A 15,108-nucleotide genomic window follows, 5' to 3' on the forward strand; every position below is an offset into this window, starting at 1 on the left:
CACCTCGACCTGAGGGACCGGATGCGCGCGTTGACACCCTCCGGGGAGCGTCGTAGCCTAAAACGCGTTTTCGCAGAGCGAACCATGCGCCGCGAGAAGACCAACTACGTCATCCAGTCCGTCTCCCATGCGCTCGACGTGCTGGAGCAGTTCTGTCGCGACAGCGACGAGCTCGGCGTCACCGAGCTGTCGAAGCGGCTGAAGCTGCACAAGAACAACGTCTTCCGTCTCCTCGCGACGCTCGAGTCACGCGGCTACATCGAGCAGAACCGCGCCACCGAGAACTACCGCCTCGGCATCCGCTGCCTCCAGCTCGGCCAGGCCTACGTGCAGCACATGGGGCTGCTGCGGCAGGCCGGACCGATCATGACCGACGTCGTACGCCAGGCGCGCGAGACCGTCTACGTCGCCGTCCTCCGCCGCGGCGGCATGGTGCCGGTCGAGGTCGTCGAGGCGGATCGTCCCGTGCGCATCGTCCCGAGCCTCGGCGAGGCGCTGCCGCTCCACTGCACCGCCGCCGGCAAAGCCTATCTCGCCTTCGAGACCGAGGACGACTTTCGCGCGCTGGTCCCCGACGCGCTCCAGCGCTTCACCGACCGCACACCCGTCGACCGCAGCGCGCTGCAGCAGCAGCTCGAGAAGGTCGCCTCGCAGGGCTACGCCATCGACATGGGCGAGCACGTCGAGGACGTGCGCGCCGTCGCCGTGCCGATCCGTGACTACACGCGCACGGTGGTGGCGACCATGGCGGTCGCCGGACCCGCCTATCGCTTCCAGGCGGAGCGCATCGACAAGGAGCTGGCGCCGCTCATCGTGAAGGCGGGCCGCGAGCTGTCGAGCCGGCTCGGGTCCGACGTCGGCGTGCAGAAGGCCCAGGCCTGACCCGGGGGCCTGCCCCCCTACCGGGCTCCGGTCCGTAGGGTGCTCGCCGAGCACGCGCGCGTTTCGGGTCGCGTCTGCAACCCGGACGAATGCCGTCCGCGCGGCTCGCGGCGCGCCTACCGGGCGTCGCCTCCCGGGTGCGGAGCTGGTCGTGCGCGCGGGACATGTGCGCCAGCTGGCCGTGATCGAAGGCAACGTACACTACGTGCCGCTGACGCCTCGCCAGGCATGGACGTCAGCGCATGGTGCGGCGGACGATCGCGCTCCTCCAGTTGCCAGCGCCGCTCTGAACCGACCCGCCGCCCGTCTGACACTGCCCCCCGGGGTCGTGGGACGATGGGAAGAAGAACCCGGGGACGGTGACCAAGCGCCCGCTCGTCGGACGTTCGGCCCTTGCTCCCCGCCACCCGCACGCTGGCGCGCGCCGTCGGCGTGGCTCGCCCTTCGCGGATCGTACGAGGAGTGGGCGTCGCGTACGCGCGCCACCACTGCGGGCGCAGAGGGGCACGGACACGAGCCGCGCGGGCTCGTCCGCGATACATATCGCAACGATCCCAAAGAGATACCGCCGGAGGCGCTACCCATCGAGCCGTGCTTGCCGATGAGCTGATCGGCCCTACGTCACGGAGCCGCGCACGCCATATTGAGTGAACGTTCAGAACGTTCCAAACGTTCACCTCATGGATAGAGCCACCGCGATCTTCGTCGACGGCCTCGGCAGCGCCGCCGCCACCTCCGGCGTCGTGAACCAGCTCCAGGGCCGCATCTTCGCCCTCCTCTATCTGCAGCCCCAGCCGATGGCGCTCGACGACATCGCCAGCGAGCTCGGGCAGTCGAAGAGCAACATCTCGGTCAACGTGCGCGGCCTGATCGACTGGCACCTGGTGCGGCTGGTGCGCGTCGGCGGCTCGCGCCGCGACCACTACGAGGCGGCCACCGACTTCTGGCGCGTGTTCCTCGAGATCCTCGAGCGCCGCTACCGCTTCAACGTGCGCCAGGTGCTGCTCGCCGCCGACGAGGGCGCGCGGGCGCTCCCCGACGCCGACCCCGAGCGCGCCGAGCTCATCAAGGCCCGGCTCGACGCGCTGACGGCGTTCTTCTCGCTGCTCGAAGCCGGGATCGCGGCCTTCACCCGCGGCGAGCCGCTCGCGGCCGACGCACTGAAAGTGAGGACGTCATGAAGCATCTCGCCGGACGTCTGCTGCTGGCTACGGCGGTGGGGCACGCCGTCGTCGGCGTCTGGCTCTTCCACGGGCCGCTCGCGGCCATGCTGCACGACGGTGTCGTCGGCTCGCTCGTGCCGCGCGTCGTGCCCGACGCGTCGTCGTGGCTGCCGGCGGTCGTCGTGCCGGTCGAACGCTCGGCGGCGTTCTGGTTCCTGCTCTTCACGCCGGTGCTGGCGCTGCTCGCGTGGCTCGTCGATCGCGCGGAGGACACCGGCGCCGACTGGGTGCTGGGCGGCCTCGGACGCGGGCTCGTCGCTCTCGGCGTCGCCGGCGTGCTGATCGCGCCGGTCTCGGGCTTCTGGCTGCTGCTCGCGCTCGGGCCGCTGGTGCTGCACGCGCGACGCCGCACGGAGGTGCGATGACCGCCGCAGCAGACCCGACGCCGGGCGCGGCCGACCTGCTCGACGACCTCCTGCCCCGCTGGGACGTCCGCAGCCGTCACCAGCTCGACGTCGGCGCGCCCGTCGCCGATACCTGGGACGCGCTCACGGAGGACGACATCCTCAGCGGCTCGTTCATCACCGGCCTGCTCCTCAGGCTGCGCGGCCTCGGCACGAAGCGCGGCGCGCTCCGCGACACCATGGGAGCCACCGGCTTCTCCATCCTCGTCGAGCGCCCGGGCCGCGAGATCGTCCTCGGCATCGCCGGACGCTTCTGGGCGCTGCGGGAGACGCAGGCGCTCCGGCGCCTCCCCGACGCCGACACGTTCCGGCGCTTCGCCGAGCCGGGTTGGGCCAAGGCCGCGATGACGATCCGTCTCGAGCCGCTGGCCGAGCGCAGCACGCGCGTCGTCACCGAGACGCGCGTCGCGTGCTGCGACGCGGCCGCGGGCCGGCGCTTCTCCTGGTACTGGATGCTGATCGGACCGTTCAGCGGGTTGATCCGCTGGGAGATGCTGCACGGGCTGCGCCGAGCGGCGGAGGCACGCCGGCAGCCTCCGTGCTGATTGTGGCCGTCACGACCCCCTGATATGGGTGGCCGTATCAAGACCACGCTCGACATCACGACGCCGCTTCTCGAGGAAGCGAAACGACTGGCGGAGCGCGAGCGCGTCACGCTGCGGGCTCTCGTCGAAGAGGGACTGCGTGCCGTGCTCGCGGCACGCGGAACGGCTCGGCCGTTCCGGCTGCGGGACGCGCGCTTCAGCGGCAAGGGCCGCGGCCTTCATCCCGACTTTGCGGCGCGCGGATACGCTGCGCTGCGCGACGCCGCCTACGAGCCAGACGGCGCCGACCGCGGCCGAGCGACATCGAAGCCGAAGTCGTGATCGCCGTCGACACCAACGTCCTCGTCTACGCACATCGCCCCGACAGCCCGTTCCACGAACCGGCCCTCGCGGCCGTGACGGCACTCGCCGAAGGACGGGAGACCTGGGCCATCCCGTGGCCGTGCCTCCACGAGTTCCTCGCGGTCGTCACACGGCCACGCATCTTCGACCCGCCCACGCCGCTTGCGCGCGCACTGGGCCAGATCGAGGCGTGGCTCGAATCCCCGAGCCTGGTGCTGCTCGCCGAGGGCCGGACGTACTGGACGACGTTCAGGGCCGTGGCATCGCCCGCGCACGTCTCCGGCTCGCTCGTCCATGACGCCCGCATCGCCGCGCTGTGCCGGGCACACGAGGTGCACGAGCTCTGGACGGCCGATCGCGACTTCAGTCGTTTCGAGGGCCTCGTCGTCCGCAATCCCACCGCGAGCAATGTCGTTCGGGAAGGAGCCACCCCGTACGGCCGGCGGCGAGCGCCGCGCTCGCGCAGCGGGCGGAACGCACCGGCCGCACCACGTCGCCGCGCCCGCTGATCACGCGAACCGACTCCACGTGACGTGCGTCCCGAATCCTCGCATCGTGCGCCCGATGCGAGCCGACGACGCGACGCCGTGAGAGCCGCTCGGGCTCGCCGACGTCATGGCAACCCTCCGCGCGAGCGGATCACCTGTCCCGTGACCCATCGCGCCGCGTCCGAGGCGAGGAAGGCGACGAGGCGCGCTGCGTCGTCCGGCTCGCCGACGCGCCCGCGCGGCGCCCGCGCGACGAGATCGCGGCGCACGTCGGGCGACATCCACCCGGTGTCGGTCGGACCGGGATCGACCGCGTTGACCGTGATGCCGCGTCCCGCGAGCTCGGCAGCGAGGCTCGTCGTGAAGGCGTCGAGCGCGCCCTTCGTGGCGGCGTAGGCGAGCTCGCCCGGCATCGCGTGCAGCCCCTGACCCGACGTCAGGTTGACGATGCGTCCGTCTCCGGCGCAGCGGCGCGCGAACTCCGCGCAGAGCAGGATCGGCGCGCGCACGTTCACGGCGTAGTGGCGGTCGATCTGCGCGGCGTCGAGCGTGGCGAGCGGCGTCGCCTCCCAGTGTGCGGCGTTGTTCACGAGGATGCGCAGCGGCCCGACGCCGGCCGTCGCGCGCTCGATCAGGGTCGCGGGCGCGGTCGGGTCGGCGAGATCGATCTCGACGGCGGCGGCGCGCACCCCGTGCGCGCGCATGGCGGCGAGCAGTGCATCGACGTCGCCCGCGTCCGATCCCCACGGCGTCGCCGCATCGTATGCGCGGTGGTACGCGACGACGACGTCGGCACCGGCCGCCGCCAGGGCTCGCGCGACGGCGGCCCCGATCCCGGCACGCCGGCCGGCGCCGGTGACGAGCGCGGCACGGCCGTGGAGGTCGCCACTCATCTCCGCTGGACGGTACTCGCGGGTCTCGCAAGGTTCCCGCGGCCTGCCGCCGTGCGTGGGCTCATCGCCGCATGCCGGGAAACACCGGCCGCCCGTCGTCGACGAAGATCGTGGTCTGGACCGAGAGGAGTGCCAGCGATTCGAGAGCCCGGACGATGCGCGCGACGTCTCCCGGCTCGATCCGGTCGCCGCACGAGCCGTTGCGTACCGTCGTGACCGCGGCGTCTGCGTCGAGGACGAGGCTCCACCACCGTGTGGCGAGCGCGTCCTTGCCGCCCCACGCCTTCCTCGCGAGCAACACGTGACAGCGCCCGTCTATCTGGGTCCGCTCCGCCAACGCCACGCGACATGCGCCATCCTGGCGCAGCTCGAGCACGCCGATGGTCTGGCGCGGACCGGCTCGCTCGTCGCCGCGCACCCACGTGATGCGGTCGTCCACCGGACGCTCGGGTGCGTCGTGCCCGAGCCGCGCCCGCCGGTTTCGCTTCTTCGCCACGCGATCGCGACCGCGCTCGAGGCTACCGCGGGCCGTCCTCCGGATGCACGTATGTCAGCGTCCACGGGCCCATCGTGCTGAGCTGTAGCACGACCTCGCCCGTCATCCAGCCGAAGTGCGCCATGCCGGGTGGCATCGAGCTGTACGTGCCGGGACCGAGTGCCTTCGTCGCCTTCGCGTCGAAGGTGTCGCCGTGGCCGAGGTTCAGGGTGCCCGAGAGGACGGTCACGCGCTCCTGCTGCGAGTGGGAGTGCGGCGGCACGCGGTAGCCGTCGGGCATCTTCACCCGCATCGTGAAGAAGCCCGCCTTCGACGGATCGCCCTCGAGCAGCGCGACCATCGCGCCGGGCGGCAGCGAGTCGGACGGTCGCCACGCGAGGTCGTCGGGCTGACGCAGGAGCCACTCGCCGCCTGCGTCCCCCGGCAGCGCGGGCGACGCGACGAGCAGGACGAGCGCGGACACCAGCAGCGCGAGACGTCGAGTCATGGCCGCTCCCCTTTAGTCGCCTCACCGGTGGCGAGTCGACCTCACGGGGCGCGGCGCTCGACGTCGGGCTCGCGCGCGATCACCCGGCGGCACCCGAGCACCGGGGCTTCCCCCGACCGGGGATGAGCCCGCCCGTCGGACGGCCTGCGCCCGCCGTGGCGATTCGAACGGAGCCTCAGCTTGATACGGCGCGTTGGCGCCGGGGCCGGGCGGCTCGTCCGCGGCGGCCGTCGTACCCGGGCGATGCTACCTCCTGCCCGGACGCCCTGCCGCAGGTCGGGCGGAGATGGTCGCTCGATGCGACCCAGCTGCGTCCCCGGGTTGACTAGGGCTTTCCGGGCAGTGTAGCGAACACCGGTTTCCCTTCCGGGACCCATCCCCACCCCGCAGAGGAGAGCTCCGTCGTGAAGATTCTCGTCACCGTGAAGCGCGTCCCCGATCCGGAGAGCAATCTCAAGATCGACGCGTCCGGCACCGGCTTCGCCACCGACAACATCAAGTGGGTCGTGAACCCCTTCGATGAGATCGCCATCGAGGAGGCGCTCCGCATCAAGGAGAAGAACGCCGGCAGCGAGGTGGTCCTGGTCAGCATCGGCCCGAAGACGGCCCAGGAGCAGCTCCGTACCGGCCTCGCCATGGGCGCCGACCGCGCCATCCTGGTGGTGAGCGACGAGAACCTCGAGCCCCTCGCGGTCGCCCGCGTGGTCCAGAAGCTGGCCGAGACCGAGAAGCCCGAGCTGATCCTCATGGGCAAGCAGGCGGTCGACTACGACAACAACTGCGCCGGCCAGATGCTCGCCGAGCTGCTCGGCTGGCCCCAGGCGACCTACGCCTCGGCGGTCGAGATCAGCGGCACGAACGCCACCGTCACCCGCGAGGTCGACGGCGGTCTCGAGAAGCTCTCCTTCGCGCTGCCCGCGGTCGTCACCACCGATCTCCGCCTCAACGAGCCGCGCTACGCCTCGCTCCCGGGCATCATGAAGGCCCGCAAGAAGGAGCTGAAGGAGATCCCGGTGGCCGACGTCGGCGTCGACGTGAAGCCGAAGGCCAGGATCGTCAAGCTCGAGACCCCGCCGAAGCGCGCCGCGGGTCGCAAGGTGGGCTCGGTGGAAGAGCTGGTGAAGGTCCTCCACGACGAAGCCAAGGTCATCTGAGAGGTTTCCGATGAGCAACGTTCTCGTCTTCGCAGAGCATCTCCACGGCAAGTTCCCCAAGACCACGCTGATCGGCGTCGCCGCCGCCAAGGAGCTGGCCTCCAAGTCGGGCGGCAAGGCGATCGGCGTCGTCCTCGGCAAGGGCGTCGACGCGCTCGCCGCCGAGCTCGCGGGCTACGGCATCGACGTGGTCGCGATCGACGGCGACGCCTTCGAGCACTACGTCGCCGACGCGCACACCGCCGCGATCGCCGAGGCGGCCAAGGCCAAGGGCGCAGCCGCCGTCGTCGCCACCGCCACCGCGGTCGGTAAGGACCTCCTGCCCCGCCTCGCCGCCCGCCTCGACGCGGCGATGGTGTCGGACATCAGCCACATCGTCGACGCCAAGACGTTCGTGCGGCCGATGTGGGCCGGCAACCTCTTCGCCACCGTCGAGACCGACGCCGCGGTGACCGTCGTCTCCGTCCGCGGCACCGCGTTCGACCCGGCGCCCAAGGAGGGCAGCGGCAGCGTCGAGAAGCTCGCCGCCGGCGCCGGCGACCAGAAGACCAAGTTCGTCGAGTTCGCCGAGACCAAGTCCGACCGCCCCGTGCTCACCGAGGCGGCGATCGTGTGCTCGGGCGGCCGCGGCCTCAAGAACGGCGAGAACTTCACCACCGTCCTCGAGCCGCTCTGCGACGCCCTCGGCGCCGCCATGGGCGCCAGCCGCGCCGCCGTCGACGCCGGCTTCGTGCCGAACGACCTCCAGGTCGGCCAGACCGGCAAGGTCGTCGCGCCGAAGCTCTACATCGCCGTCGGCATCTCCGGCGCCATCCAGCACCTCGCCGGCATGAAGGACTCGAAGGTCATCGTCGCCATCAACAAGGACGAGGAGGCGCCGATCTTCCAGGTCGCCGACTACGGCCTCGTGGCCGACCTCTTCAAGGCGGTCCCCGAGCTGACCGAGGAAGTGAAGAAGCTGAAGGCGTCATGACGCGCCGTCGCCCGCCGGCGGGCGATTCCGAGATCGACGCAGCACTGGACGAGCGGGCCCCGGCCCGCTCGTTCTTTTTGCAGCCCACGCTGCGCGTGGCCCGCGCCCTCCTCGGCATGGTGCTGGTCCACGACGCGCCCGAGGGCCGCACCGCCGGGCGCATCGTCGAGGTCGAGGCCTACCGCGGGCCCGGCGACCGCGCCGCGCACACCTGGAACGGCCGCCGCACGCCGCGCAACGAGGTGATGTGGGGCGCGCCGGGGCACGCGTACGTCTACTTCGTCTACGGGATGCACTGGTGCGTGAACGTGACCACGCAGGAGGCCGGCGTTCCGGAGGCGGTGCTGATCCGGGCGCTGGAGCCGCTCGTCGGCCTCGACCGCATGCGGGCGCGGCGCGGGCTGCCGGCGACGGCCCCCGACTGGCGGCTCTGTCGCGGGCCGGGGGCACTGTGCCAGGCGCTCGGCATCGGGCGCACGCAGAACGGTGCCGACCTCCGCGCGGGGCCATTGCGGCTGCTGGACGGAACCCCGGTCCCCGCCCGTGCCGTCGCGCGCACGCCGCGCATCGGGGTGGGCTACGCCGGCGCGCATGCCGTCCTGCCCTGGCGGTTCGCCCTGCGCGAGAGCCGCGCGGTCTCGGGACCGCGGCTGGCGGCCGCAGCCACGCAGCGACGACGCCGCGCCGACGCGGTAGCGGCGCGACGCACATCCCGGTAGACGACGGCACGTGCGACGCGGCCGTTCCCTCCCCACGATCGTGCTCTCGATCGCGCTCGCCTCGCCCGCGGCGGCGTGGATCACGAACCTCGGCGCCTGCGGCAGCCCGGTCGCCATCGTCGCGGCGCTCGACGGCGATCCCATCGTCGTCTGCAACCGCCGGGCCGGCATCCGCGTCGCCCGCGTCGCCCGCTGCGCCGGAACGGTCGAGTGGACGCGGCGCCTGCCCGGCGCGACGTTCGCGGTGCTCCCGATGAAGGACGGCTCGCCCGTGGTCGTGGCGATCGAGGCGCCGAAGAAGGATTCGGCGCCCTACCGGATAGCACTCCGACGAATCGACCAGAGCGACGGCCGGCAGCGCTGGCGGTGGCGATCGCGACGCCTCAGCCCCGTCGCCTATGGCGCCGACCGGGCCGAGTACTACGTCCGCCGTCCGGGCTACGCCACGCCGCTGCCCGACGGCGACGTGGTGGTGGTGCTGCCGTCCATCGTCGTCGTCCGCGTCGACGGCGCCACGGGACGCGAGCGCTGGAATCGGGAGATGCCGGGCCTCGGAGCGCCGCAGGCCATCGCGGCGACCACGGACGGCACGGTCGTCTTCAAGCAGGGTCCCGGACCCTTCGGCGACCTCCGCGCCGTGAGCGCCGAGGACGGGGCGGTCAGGTGGACGCGCGACCGCAGCGCGATCTCGGAGGACATCGACACGCTCGCGACCGCGCCGGAAGGCGACGTCTACGCGGCCGGGACCGACGACCTCGAGGACAGCCCCACGCACGTCTTCGTCGCCCGGCTCGCCGGCGACGGGGCCGAGCGATGGCGCATCCGCCCGTTCCCGCCGCTCACGGCGCCGTCGCCGCCCATCCGATCGAGCCTCGGGCCGAGCGGCACCCTCGCGATCTGGGGAACGACGAGCGGGCCGATCGGCGTGCAGACCGGCGGCGCCTTGGCGGTCCTGGAACCGTCCGGGAGGCGACGTTGGCGAACGACGGTGCGGCTCGACGACGGCGCCAGTACGCGGCTCGACTCGGTCGACATCCGACCCGACGGCGACGTCGTGCTGGTCGCCGACAGCTCGTACGCGCCGAGGCGAATGCTGATCGAACGCCTCGAGCCGACGTTCGGCTTCGCTCGCCTGCGCATCGAGCAGCCGGGGCGCGCCGACGCCGTGCTCGCCGACCGCGGCGAGCAGCTGATCGCCGCACGACGCACGGGTAAGGCACTGCATCTCGTCGCCCGCGGTCCACTGCCGCCGGGCTGTCCGTAGCGTCTGCACGAGCGCCTGCCGGAGCGCGGCGGCGGTGTGCCACGATGGCGCGCGTGCCCACGCATTCTCCCTCCATCGGACGGCGATGGCACAGTCGGGGTCGCATGGCCCCCGCCGTCACGGCGTTTCGTGTCGGCCCGTCGTTTGCTCTGGGACGGCTACACGCCATGCTCGACCTCTCCGGCCTCTGCCACGACAACCGTCCCGCTCCGGCGACCGTCACCCTCCATGACGTTCGCATCGTGGCCGCCTCCACCCAGGCGCTGATCGTCCAGTCCGGCGATCGTCGCGTCGCCGTCCCGCGCGCGAGCGTCCAGCCGGGCAGCACCGCGTGCGAAAGCGCGCGCGGCACGCTCGTCCTCCCCATCCACACCGCCGGCGCCCTCGGCCTGCACTGATCCTCCGGCTCCCCCCGCCGGTTTCACCGGACGCCCACCCACACCACGCATCGTCCGGTCCTCGCCCCGCGTCGGGCTTCGGCCCTCCTCTCCGGAGTCCGACGCGGGGCACTCCTCCCGCGGCGACCGCGGCGCGCCGGCCCCGGCGCCCTCCTCCGACGCAACGCCGCGCACGCGCCCGGCGTGCGCGGCGGGACGCGTCAGCGCAGCGACCGCTCGACGATCTCCATCACGTCGAGCGTCTGCACCTTCTCCTCGAGGTCCTTCGCCTTGATGCCGTCGGAGAGCATCGTCATGCAGAACGGGCACGACACGGCGATCACCTCGGGATCGTTCTCGAGCGCCTGATCGGTGCGCTTCAGGTTGACGCGCTTGTCGGCGTCCTCCTCGAGCCACATGCGCCCGCCGCCCGCGCCGCAGCACATGCCGAACTGGTGGTGCTTGTGCGGGATCTCCTCGACCTTCGCACCGGCGCGCTCGAGGACCTCGCGCGGCTCGTCGTACACGTCGTTGAAGCGGCCGTAGTAGCAGGAGTCGTGGTAGGTCGTGCGCTTGCCGTTGCCGTCGCCGGTCAGCTGCAGCTTGCCGCTCGCGACCAGCTGCTGGATCAGCTCGGCGGCGTGGATCACCTCGTAGTGGCCCTCGAACTGCGGCAGCTCGTTCTTGATCGTGTTGAAGCAGTGCGGGCAGTTGACGATGATCTTCTTCACCTCGTAGCCCTTGAACGTCTCGACGCACATCTGCGCCATCGCCTGGTACAGATACTCGTTGCCGAGACGGCGGGCCGAGTCGCCGTTGCAGGGCTCCTCCGGGCCGAGGCAGGCGAAGTCGACGCCGGCCTTCGTGAGGATGCGCGCGAACGCCTGCGTCGTCTTCTTGTTGCGGTCGTCGAAGGCGCCCGCGCAGCCGACGTAGTAGAGGTACTCGGGGTTCGGCTTCTCGGCCATGGTCGGGATGTCCAGGCCGTCGGCCCAGTCGAAGCGCTTCTCGGCGCCGATGCCCCAGGGGTTCGACTGCGTCTCCATCGACTTGAAGACGCGCGTCAGCTCGGTCGGGAAGCGCGACTCCTCCTGCACGAGGTGGCGGCGCATGTCGACGATCTTGTCGACGTACTCGATCATCACCGGGCACGACTCCTCGCAGGCGCGGCAGGTGTTGCAGGCCCACAGGGTCTCGTCGGCGATGACGTGGTTCGGGTCGTCGATCGGCGCGATCAGGTTGCGACCGACCTCGGGCAGCTCGCCGTCGGGGCCGGGCGTCACGTCGACGCGCTTGGCCACGATCTCGGACTGGTTCTCGTAGAGGTAGTCGCGCAGGTTCAGCAGCAGCTGGCGCGGCGCGAGCGGCTTGCCGGTGGCCGTCGCCGGACACTGCGACGAGCAGCGCCCGCACTCGGTGCAGCTGAACATGTCCAGCACCTGCTTCCAGGTGAACTGGTCGATGTGCGAGGTGCCGAACGTGGTCGCGTTCTCGAGGTCCTGCTTCGAGAGCTGGCCGATCGGCTCCATCTTCTTGAAGAAGACGTTCGGCAGCGAGGTGATGACGTGGAAGTGCTTGGCCAGCGGCAGGAAGTTGAGCATCACCAGCACGGCCAGGTTGTGCAGCCACCAGGCGACGTTGCTGGCGTGCTCGGCGAAGCCGACGCCGCCGAGCGACAGCAGGAGACGGCTGGTCGCGTAGGAGAACGGCTCGTACCAGTACGTCGCCGCGACCGCCTCGGTGCCGTGCTCCATGACGATGCGGCCGCCGTCGTAGACCAGGCCGCCGCTCGTGATCATGCCGATGCAGCCGAGGATCAGATACGCCTCCCAATGGGAGTGATGCGCGTGCCGGCTCTCGGCGGGCTCGAAGCCGAAGAGGCGCTTCGGACGCGTGATCAGCCAGCGCGCGAACAGCGCCAGGATGCAGACGAAGACGGTGACCTCGAAGAGGTCGCGGACGAGCGCGTAGGGCTTGCCCAGCAGCCACGGAACGAACGGGAACAGGTGGAAGTCGGGCGCGTAGGCGCGCGCGAACATCGTCGTCACCTGGACGCCGAGGATCGTGAAGCCCCAGAACACGAAGAAGTGGATCCACCCCGCGGTCCGCTCCTGCACGATCCCGACCGCCGGCCGGATGAACTTCTTCTGACCGAACGCGTAGACGAGCACGGCCTGGACCCGCTCGGGCAGGAAATCGATCTTCCAGGGCCCACGCGCCGCGCGCAGCAGGTTGAAGCGGCCCCAGAGCTGGTAGATGAACAGACCGACCCCAGCGAGGAGCACGATCGAGAAGGCGATGGCGCTGAGCATAGGGCCGCATAATTCACGCCTTGCGCGCATGCAACTGCGCGTCATCACGAGCGTCTTTTTTCTGCTCGCCGCGTGCGGCAACGGCCGTCCGGCAGGCCCGACGGCGGTCATCGAGCGCCAGGGACGTACGCCGGTGACGGTCGCCCTCGAGGTCGTCCGCACCCCCGCCGAGCTCCAGAAGGGCCTCATGTGGCGCAGCGAGCTCGCCGACTTCACCGGCATGCTCTTCGTCTTCCCGCAGGAGGAGGAGCATTCGTTCTGGATGAAGAACACGCTCATCCCGCTCGACATGATCTTCATCGCCCGCGACGGACCCACGGCCGGAAGGATCGTCGGCGTGCACGCCAACGCCGTGCCGCATTCGACCGCGCCGGTCACCGTCGGCAAGCCGTCGACGTGGGTGCTCGAGGTGCCGGGCGGCTGGTGCGCGCGCGAAGGCGTGCAGGCCGGCGACGTCGTGCGACTGGAAGGGGTCGCGCCCCCCTGATAGGCGGGAGCGACCCGCGCTCCACGAGCCGGACCGCGATGGCCACGAACGATCAGCTCGACGAGCTCGCCCGCCGCAACGCCGCGGCCCTCGCCGGCGGCGGCGCCGAGCGGGTCGCCCGCCAGCACGCCGACGGCAAGGGCACGGCGCGCGAGCGGCTGGGCGCCCTCCTCGACCCGGGCAGCTTCGTCGAGACCGACCGCTTCAAGGTGCACCGCTGCACCGACTTCGGGATGGACGAGAAGACCATCCCCGGCGACGGCGTGGTCACCGGCTACGGCACCATCGACGGCCGCCAGGTCTTCGTCTACGCGCAGGACTTCACCGTCTTCGGCGGCAGCCTCTCCGGCGCCATGGCCGAGAAGATCTGCAAGGTCATGGACCTCGCCATGAAGGCCGGCGCGCCGGTGATCGGGCTCTGCGATTCGGGCGGCGCGCGCATCCAGGAGGGCGTCGGCAGCCTCGCCGGCTACGCCGACATCTTCCTGCGCAACGTCCTCGCCTCGGGCGTCGTGCCGCAGCTCTCGATCATCATGGGCCCGTGCGCCGGCGGCGCCGTCTACTCGCCCGCCACCACCGACTTCGTCTTCATGGTGCGGGGCAGCGGCTACATGTTCATCACCGGGCCCGACGTCATCCGCACCGTCACCCACGAGGAGGTCTCGAAGGAGGAGCTGGGCGGCGCCGACACCCACAACCGCAAGAGCGGCGTCGCGCACTTCGCCACCGAGAGCGAGACCGACACGTTCGCGCTGGTGCGCGAGCTGCTCGCGTTCCTGCCGTCCAACAACCTCGACGACCCGCCGCCGGGCCCCCCGGGCGACCCGCCCGAGCGCCGCGATCCGGCGCTCGCGACGCTGGTGCCGGCGAGCCCGAGCCGGCCCTACGACATGCGTGCCGTGATCGAGGCCGTGGTCGACCACGGCCGCCTCCTCGAGGTGCAGGCCGACTACGCCCGCAACGTGATCGTCGGCTTCGCCCGCCTCGGCGGCCGCTCGATCGGCGTCGTCGCCAACCAGCCCGCCGTCCTCGCCGGCTGCCTCGACATCGACGCCTCGGTGAAGGCGGCGCGCTTCGTGCGCTTCTGCGACTGCTTCAACCTGCCGCTCGTCACCTTCGTCGACGTGCCGGGCTTCCTGCCGGGGACGGCGCAGGAGTTCGGCGGCATCATCCGCCACGGCGCGAAGCTGCTCTACGCCTACTGCGAGGCGACGGTCCCGAAGCTCACCGTCATCACCCGCAAGGCCTACGGCGGCGCCTACATCGTGATGTCGTCGAAGCACATCCGCGGCGACGTGAACCTCACCTGGCCGACGGCCGAGATCGCCGTCATGGGGCCCGAGGGCGCCGTCAACGTCGTCTTCCGCGGCGAGATCGATCGCGCTGCCGATCCCGCCGCCGAGAAGGACCGCCTGGTCGGGGAATACCGCCGCACCTTCGCGAACCCCTACAAGGCGGCGGAGCTCGGCTACGTCGACGAGGTGATCGCGCCGGAGGACACGCGCCCGCGCCTGATCGCGGCGCTGCGCATGCTCGCCACCAAGCGCGACACGAATCCGCCCAAGAAGCATGGGAACATCCCGCTCTGAGCCGCCGCGCGGCCCGGCGGACGTGCTCGGGCGATCGCGCTGGGCCGCGGCGGCACGCCGCGACGGGCTGCACCGCCCGCGGCGGCGATCCTGGCTCGCGCCGCCGGCCGAGGTCGCGGCGCCCGCGCGTGCGCGCCCACGCCGAACGGTCCGCGCGACGCCGCCGCGAGGGGCCGCCGGAGCTGCGTGCGGTCATGCCGGGGAAGGTGCTGGCCGTGCTCGTCGCCGCGGGCGACGCCGTCGTCCTCGGCCAGGGCATCGTCGTCATCGAGGCGATGAAGATGGAGAACGAGCTGGGCGCCCCGCGCAGCGGCGTCGTCCACGAGCTCGAGGTGCAGGTGGGCCAGGCCGTCGAGAGCGGCGAGCTCCTCGCCGTGATCGCGTGAAGCGCCGGCGCCCGCCGGCCCCGGCGCCGCGCCGCCGGCGCGACGCCGCCGCCCGGAACGACGCCAGGGCCCGCGGCCCGGCGAGGT

Annotated in this window: 18 protein-coding genes; 13 read left to right on the plus strand and 5 right to left on the minus strand. The window is 71.6% G+C overall.

Features of this window, described 5'->3' with window-relative positions:
• Positions 1–84 precede the first annotated feature (84 nt).
• The 4 genes from KIT14_23040 to KIT14_23055 all read left to right on the plus strand — a co-directional run bounded on the left by KIT14_23040 (position 85) and on the right by KIT14_23055 (position 3,054).
• Positions 85–882, plus strand: coding sequence for an IclR family transcriptional regulator (locus KIT14_23040; GenBank protein ID MCW5893401.1), 798 nt, complete (start codon positions 85–87; stop codon positions 880–882).
• Between the two features lie 680 nt (positions 883–1,562).
• Complete coding sequence (locus KIT14_23045; GenBank protein ID MCW5893402.1) at positions 1,563–2,063, plus strand: hypothetical protein; 501 nt, start codon at positions 1,563–1,565, stop codon at positions 2,061–2,063.
• Positions 2,060–2,470 (plus strand): hypothetical protein, encoded by a 411-nt coding sequence (locus KIT14_23050; GenBank protein ID MCW5893403.1) that lies wholly within the window; start codon positions 2,060–2,062, stop codon positions 2,468–2,470. Before KIT14_23045 ends, KIT14_23050 begins: the two co-directional genes overlap by 4 nt.
• Positions 2,467–3,054, plus strand: a complete 588-nt coding sequence (locus tag KIT14_23055) for a hypothetical protein (protein MCW5893404.1) — start codon at positions 2,467–2,469, stop codon at positions 3,052–3,054. Before KIT14_23050 ends, KIT14_23055 begins: the two co-directional genes overlap by 4 nt.
• A 9-nt stretch (positions 3,055–3,063) precedes the next feature.
• Here the strand turns inward: KIT14_23055 and KIT14_23060 are convergent, their stop codons facing one another.
• On the minus strand, positions 3,064–3,276 hold the full coding sequence (locus KIT14_23060; GenBank protein MCW5893405.1) for a hypothetical protein: 213 nt from the start codon (positions 3,274–3,276) through the stop codon (positions 3,064–3,066).
• A 95-nt stretch (positions 3,277–3,371) separates the two neighbouring features.
• Here KIT14_23060 and KIT14_23065 point away from each other — a divergent pair, with 95 nt between their 5' ends.
• Positions 3,372–3,905: a PIN domain-containing protein gene (locus KIT14_23065; GenBank protein ID MCW5893406.1), complete on the plus strand. Its 534-nt coding sequence runs from the start codon at positions 3,372–3,374 to the stop codon at positions 3,903–3,905.
• A 104-nt stretch (positions 3,906–4,009) separates the two neighbouring features.
• Here the strand turns inward: KIT14_23065 and KIT14_23070 are convergent, their stop codons facing one another.
• The 3 genes from KIT14_23070 to KIT14_23080 all read right to left on the minus strand — a co-directional run bounded on the left by KIT14_23070 (position 4,010) and on the right by KIT14_23080 (position 5,760).
• Positions 4,010–4,777, minus strand: a complete 768-nt coding sequence (locus tag KIT14_23070) for an SDR family oxidoreductase (protein ID MCW5893407.1) — start codon at positions 4,775–4,777, stop codon at positions 4,010–4,012.
• Between the two features lie 61 nt (positions 4,778–4,838).
• On the minus strand, positions 4,839–5,273 hold the full coding sequence (locus tag KIT14_23075; protein ID MCW5893408.1) for a hypothetical protein: 435 nt from the start codon (positions 5,271–5,273) through the stop codon (positions 4,839–4,841).
• A 22-nt stretch (positions 5,274–5,295) separates the two neighbouring features.
• Positions 5,296–5,760 carry a cupin domain-containing protein gene (locus KIT14_23080; GenBank protein ID MCW5893409.1) on the minus strand — a complete coding sequence of 155 codons (465 nt, stop codon included), beginning with the start codon at positions 5,758–5,760 and terminating at the stop codon, positions 5,296–5,298.
• Positions 5,761–6,164: 404 nt separating this feature from the next.
• On the opposite strand from KIT14_23080, the gene KIT14_23085 reads away from it, so the two are divergent.
• From KIT14_23085 to KIT14_23105, 5 genes are all read left to right on the plus strand, one after another.
• Positions 6,165–6,914, plus strand: a complete 750-nt coding sequence (locus tag KIT14_23085) for an electron transfer flavoprotein subunit beta/FixA family protein (GenBank protein MCW5893410.1) — start codon at positions 6,165–6,167, stop codon at positions 6,912–6,914.
• A gap of 10 nt (positions 6,915–6,924) precedes the next feature.
• Positions 6,925–7,887: an electron transfer flavoprotein subunit alpha/FixB family protein gene (locus KIT14_23090; protein ID MCW5893411.1), complete on the plus strand. Its 963-nt coding sequence runs from the start codon at positions 6,925–6,927 to the stop codon at positions 7,885–7,887.
• Positions 7,884–8,606 (plus strand): DNA-3-methyladenine glycosylase, encoded by a 723-nt coding sequence (locus KIT14_23095; GenBank protein ID MCW5893412.1) that lies wholly within the window; start codon positions 7,884–7,886, stop codon positions 8,604–8,606. Before KIT14_23090 ends, KIT14_23095 begins: the two co-directional genes overlap by 4 nt.
• Before the next feature lie 10 nt (positions 8,607–8,616).
• On the plus strand, positions 8,617–9,870 hold the full coding sequence (locus KIT14_23100) for a PQQ-binding-like beta-propeller repeat protein (GenBank protein ID MCW5893413.1): 1,254 nt from the start codon (positions 8,617–8,619) through the stop codon (positions 9,868–9,870).
• Positions 9,871–10,037: 167 nt separating this feature from the next.
• Complete coding sequence (locus tag KIT14_23105; GenBank protein ID MCW5893414.1) at positions 10,038–10,268, plus strand: hypothetical protein; 231 nt, start codon at positions 10,038–10,040, stop codon at positions 10,266–10,268.
• 200 nt (positions 10,269–10,468) lie between these two features.
• Here KIT14_23105 and KIT14_23110 read toward each other — a convergent pair whose 3' ends face one another.
• On the minus strand, positions 10,469–12,559 hold the full coding sequence (locus KIT14_23110) for a (Fe-S)-binding protein (GenBank protein ID MCW5893415.1): 2,091 nt from the start codon (positions 12,557–12,559) through the stop codon (positions 10,469–10,471).
• A 28-nt stretch (positions 12,560–12,587) separates the two neighbouring features.
• Between KIT14_23110 and KIT14_23115 the strand changes: the two genes are divergently transcribed.
• From KIT14_23115 to KIT14_23125, 3 genes are all read left to right on the plus strand, one after another.
• Positions 12,588–13,046, plus strand: coding sequence for a DUF192 domain-containing protein (locus tag KIT14_23115; GenBank protein MCW5893416.1), 459 nt, complete (start codon positions 12,588–12,590; stop codon positions 13,044–13,046).
• A 38-nt stretch (positions 13,047–13,084) separates the two neighbouring features.
• On the plus strand, positions 13,085–14,635 hold the full coding sequence (locus KIT14_23120) for a methylmalonyl-CoA carboxyltransferase (GenBank protein ID MCW5893417.1): 1,551 nt from the start codon (positions 13,085–13,087) through the stop codon (positions 14,633–14,635).
• Between the two features lie 128 nt (positions 14,636–14,763).
• Positions 14,764–15,021 carry an HlyD family efflux transporter periplasmic adaptor subunit gene (locus KIT14_23125; protein ID MCW5893418.1) on the plus strand — a complete coding sequence of 86 codons (258 nt, stop codon included), beginning with the start codon at positions 14,764–14,766 and terminating at the stop codon, positions 15,019–15,021.
• The last annotated feature ends 87 nt before the right edge of the window (positions 15,022–15,108 follow it).

The organism is bacterium, assembly GCA_026129405.1.
Classification (GTDB): Bacteria; Desulfobacterota; Binatia; order DP-6; family DP-6; genus JAHCID01.

Coding starts and splice junctions, on each gene's coding strand:
- KIT14_23110 (MCW5893415.1), bottom strand. CDS start 12,559: ATGCTCAGCGCCATCGCCTTCTCGATCGTGCTCCTCGCTGGGGTCGGT.
- KIT14_23105 (MCW5893414.1), top strand. CDS start 10,038: ATGCTCGACCTCTCCGGCCTCTGCCACGACAACCGTCCCGCTCCGGCG.
- KIT14_23120 (MCW5893417.1), top strand. CDS start 13,085: ATGGCCACGAACGATCAGCTCGACGAGCTCGCCCGCCGCAACGCCGCG.
- KIT14_23070 (MCW5893407.1), bottom strand. CDS start 4,777: ATGAGTGGCGACCTCCACGGCCGTGCCGCGCTCGTCACCGGCGCCGGC.
- KIT14_23080 (MCW5893409.1), bottom strand. CDS start 5,760: ATGACTCGACGTCTCGCGCTGCTGGTGTCCGCGCTCGTCCTGCTCGTC.
- KIT14_23115 (MCW5893416.1), top strand. CDS start 12,588: ATGCAACTGCGCGTCATCACGAGCGTCTTTTTTCTGCTCGCCGCGTGC.
- KIT14_23090 (MCW5893411.1), top strand. CDS start 6,925: ATGAGCAACGTTCTCGTCTTCGCAGAGCATCTCCACGGCAAGTTCCCC.
- KIT14_23040 (MCW5893401.1), top strand. CDS start 85: ATGCGCCGCGAGAAGACCAACTACGTCATCCAGTCCGTCTCCCATGCG.
- KIT14_23045 (MCW5893402.1), top strand. CDS start 1,563: ATGGATAGAGCCACCGCGATCTTCGTCGACGGCCTCGGCAGCGCCGCC.
- KIT14_23050 (MCW5893403.1), top strand. CDS start 2,060: ATGAAGCATCTCGCCGGACGTCTGCTGCTGGCTACGGCGGTGGGGCAC.
- KIT14_23055 (MCW5893404.1), top strand. CDS start 2,467: ATGACCGCCGCAGCAGACCCGACGCCGGGCGCGGCCGACCTGCTCGAC.
- KIT14_23095 (MCW5893412.1), top strand. CDS start 7,884: ATGACGCGCCGTCGCCCGCCGGCGGGCGATTCCGAGATCGACGCAGCA.
- KIT14_23060 (MCW5893405.1), bottom strand. CDS start 3,276: ATGAAGGCCGCGGCCCTTGCCGCTGAAGCGCGCGTCCCGCAGCCGGAA.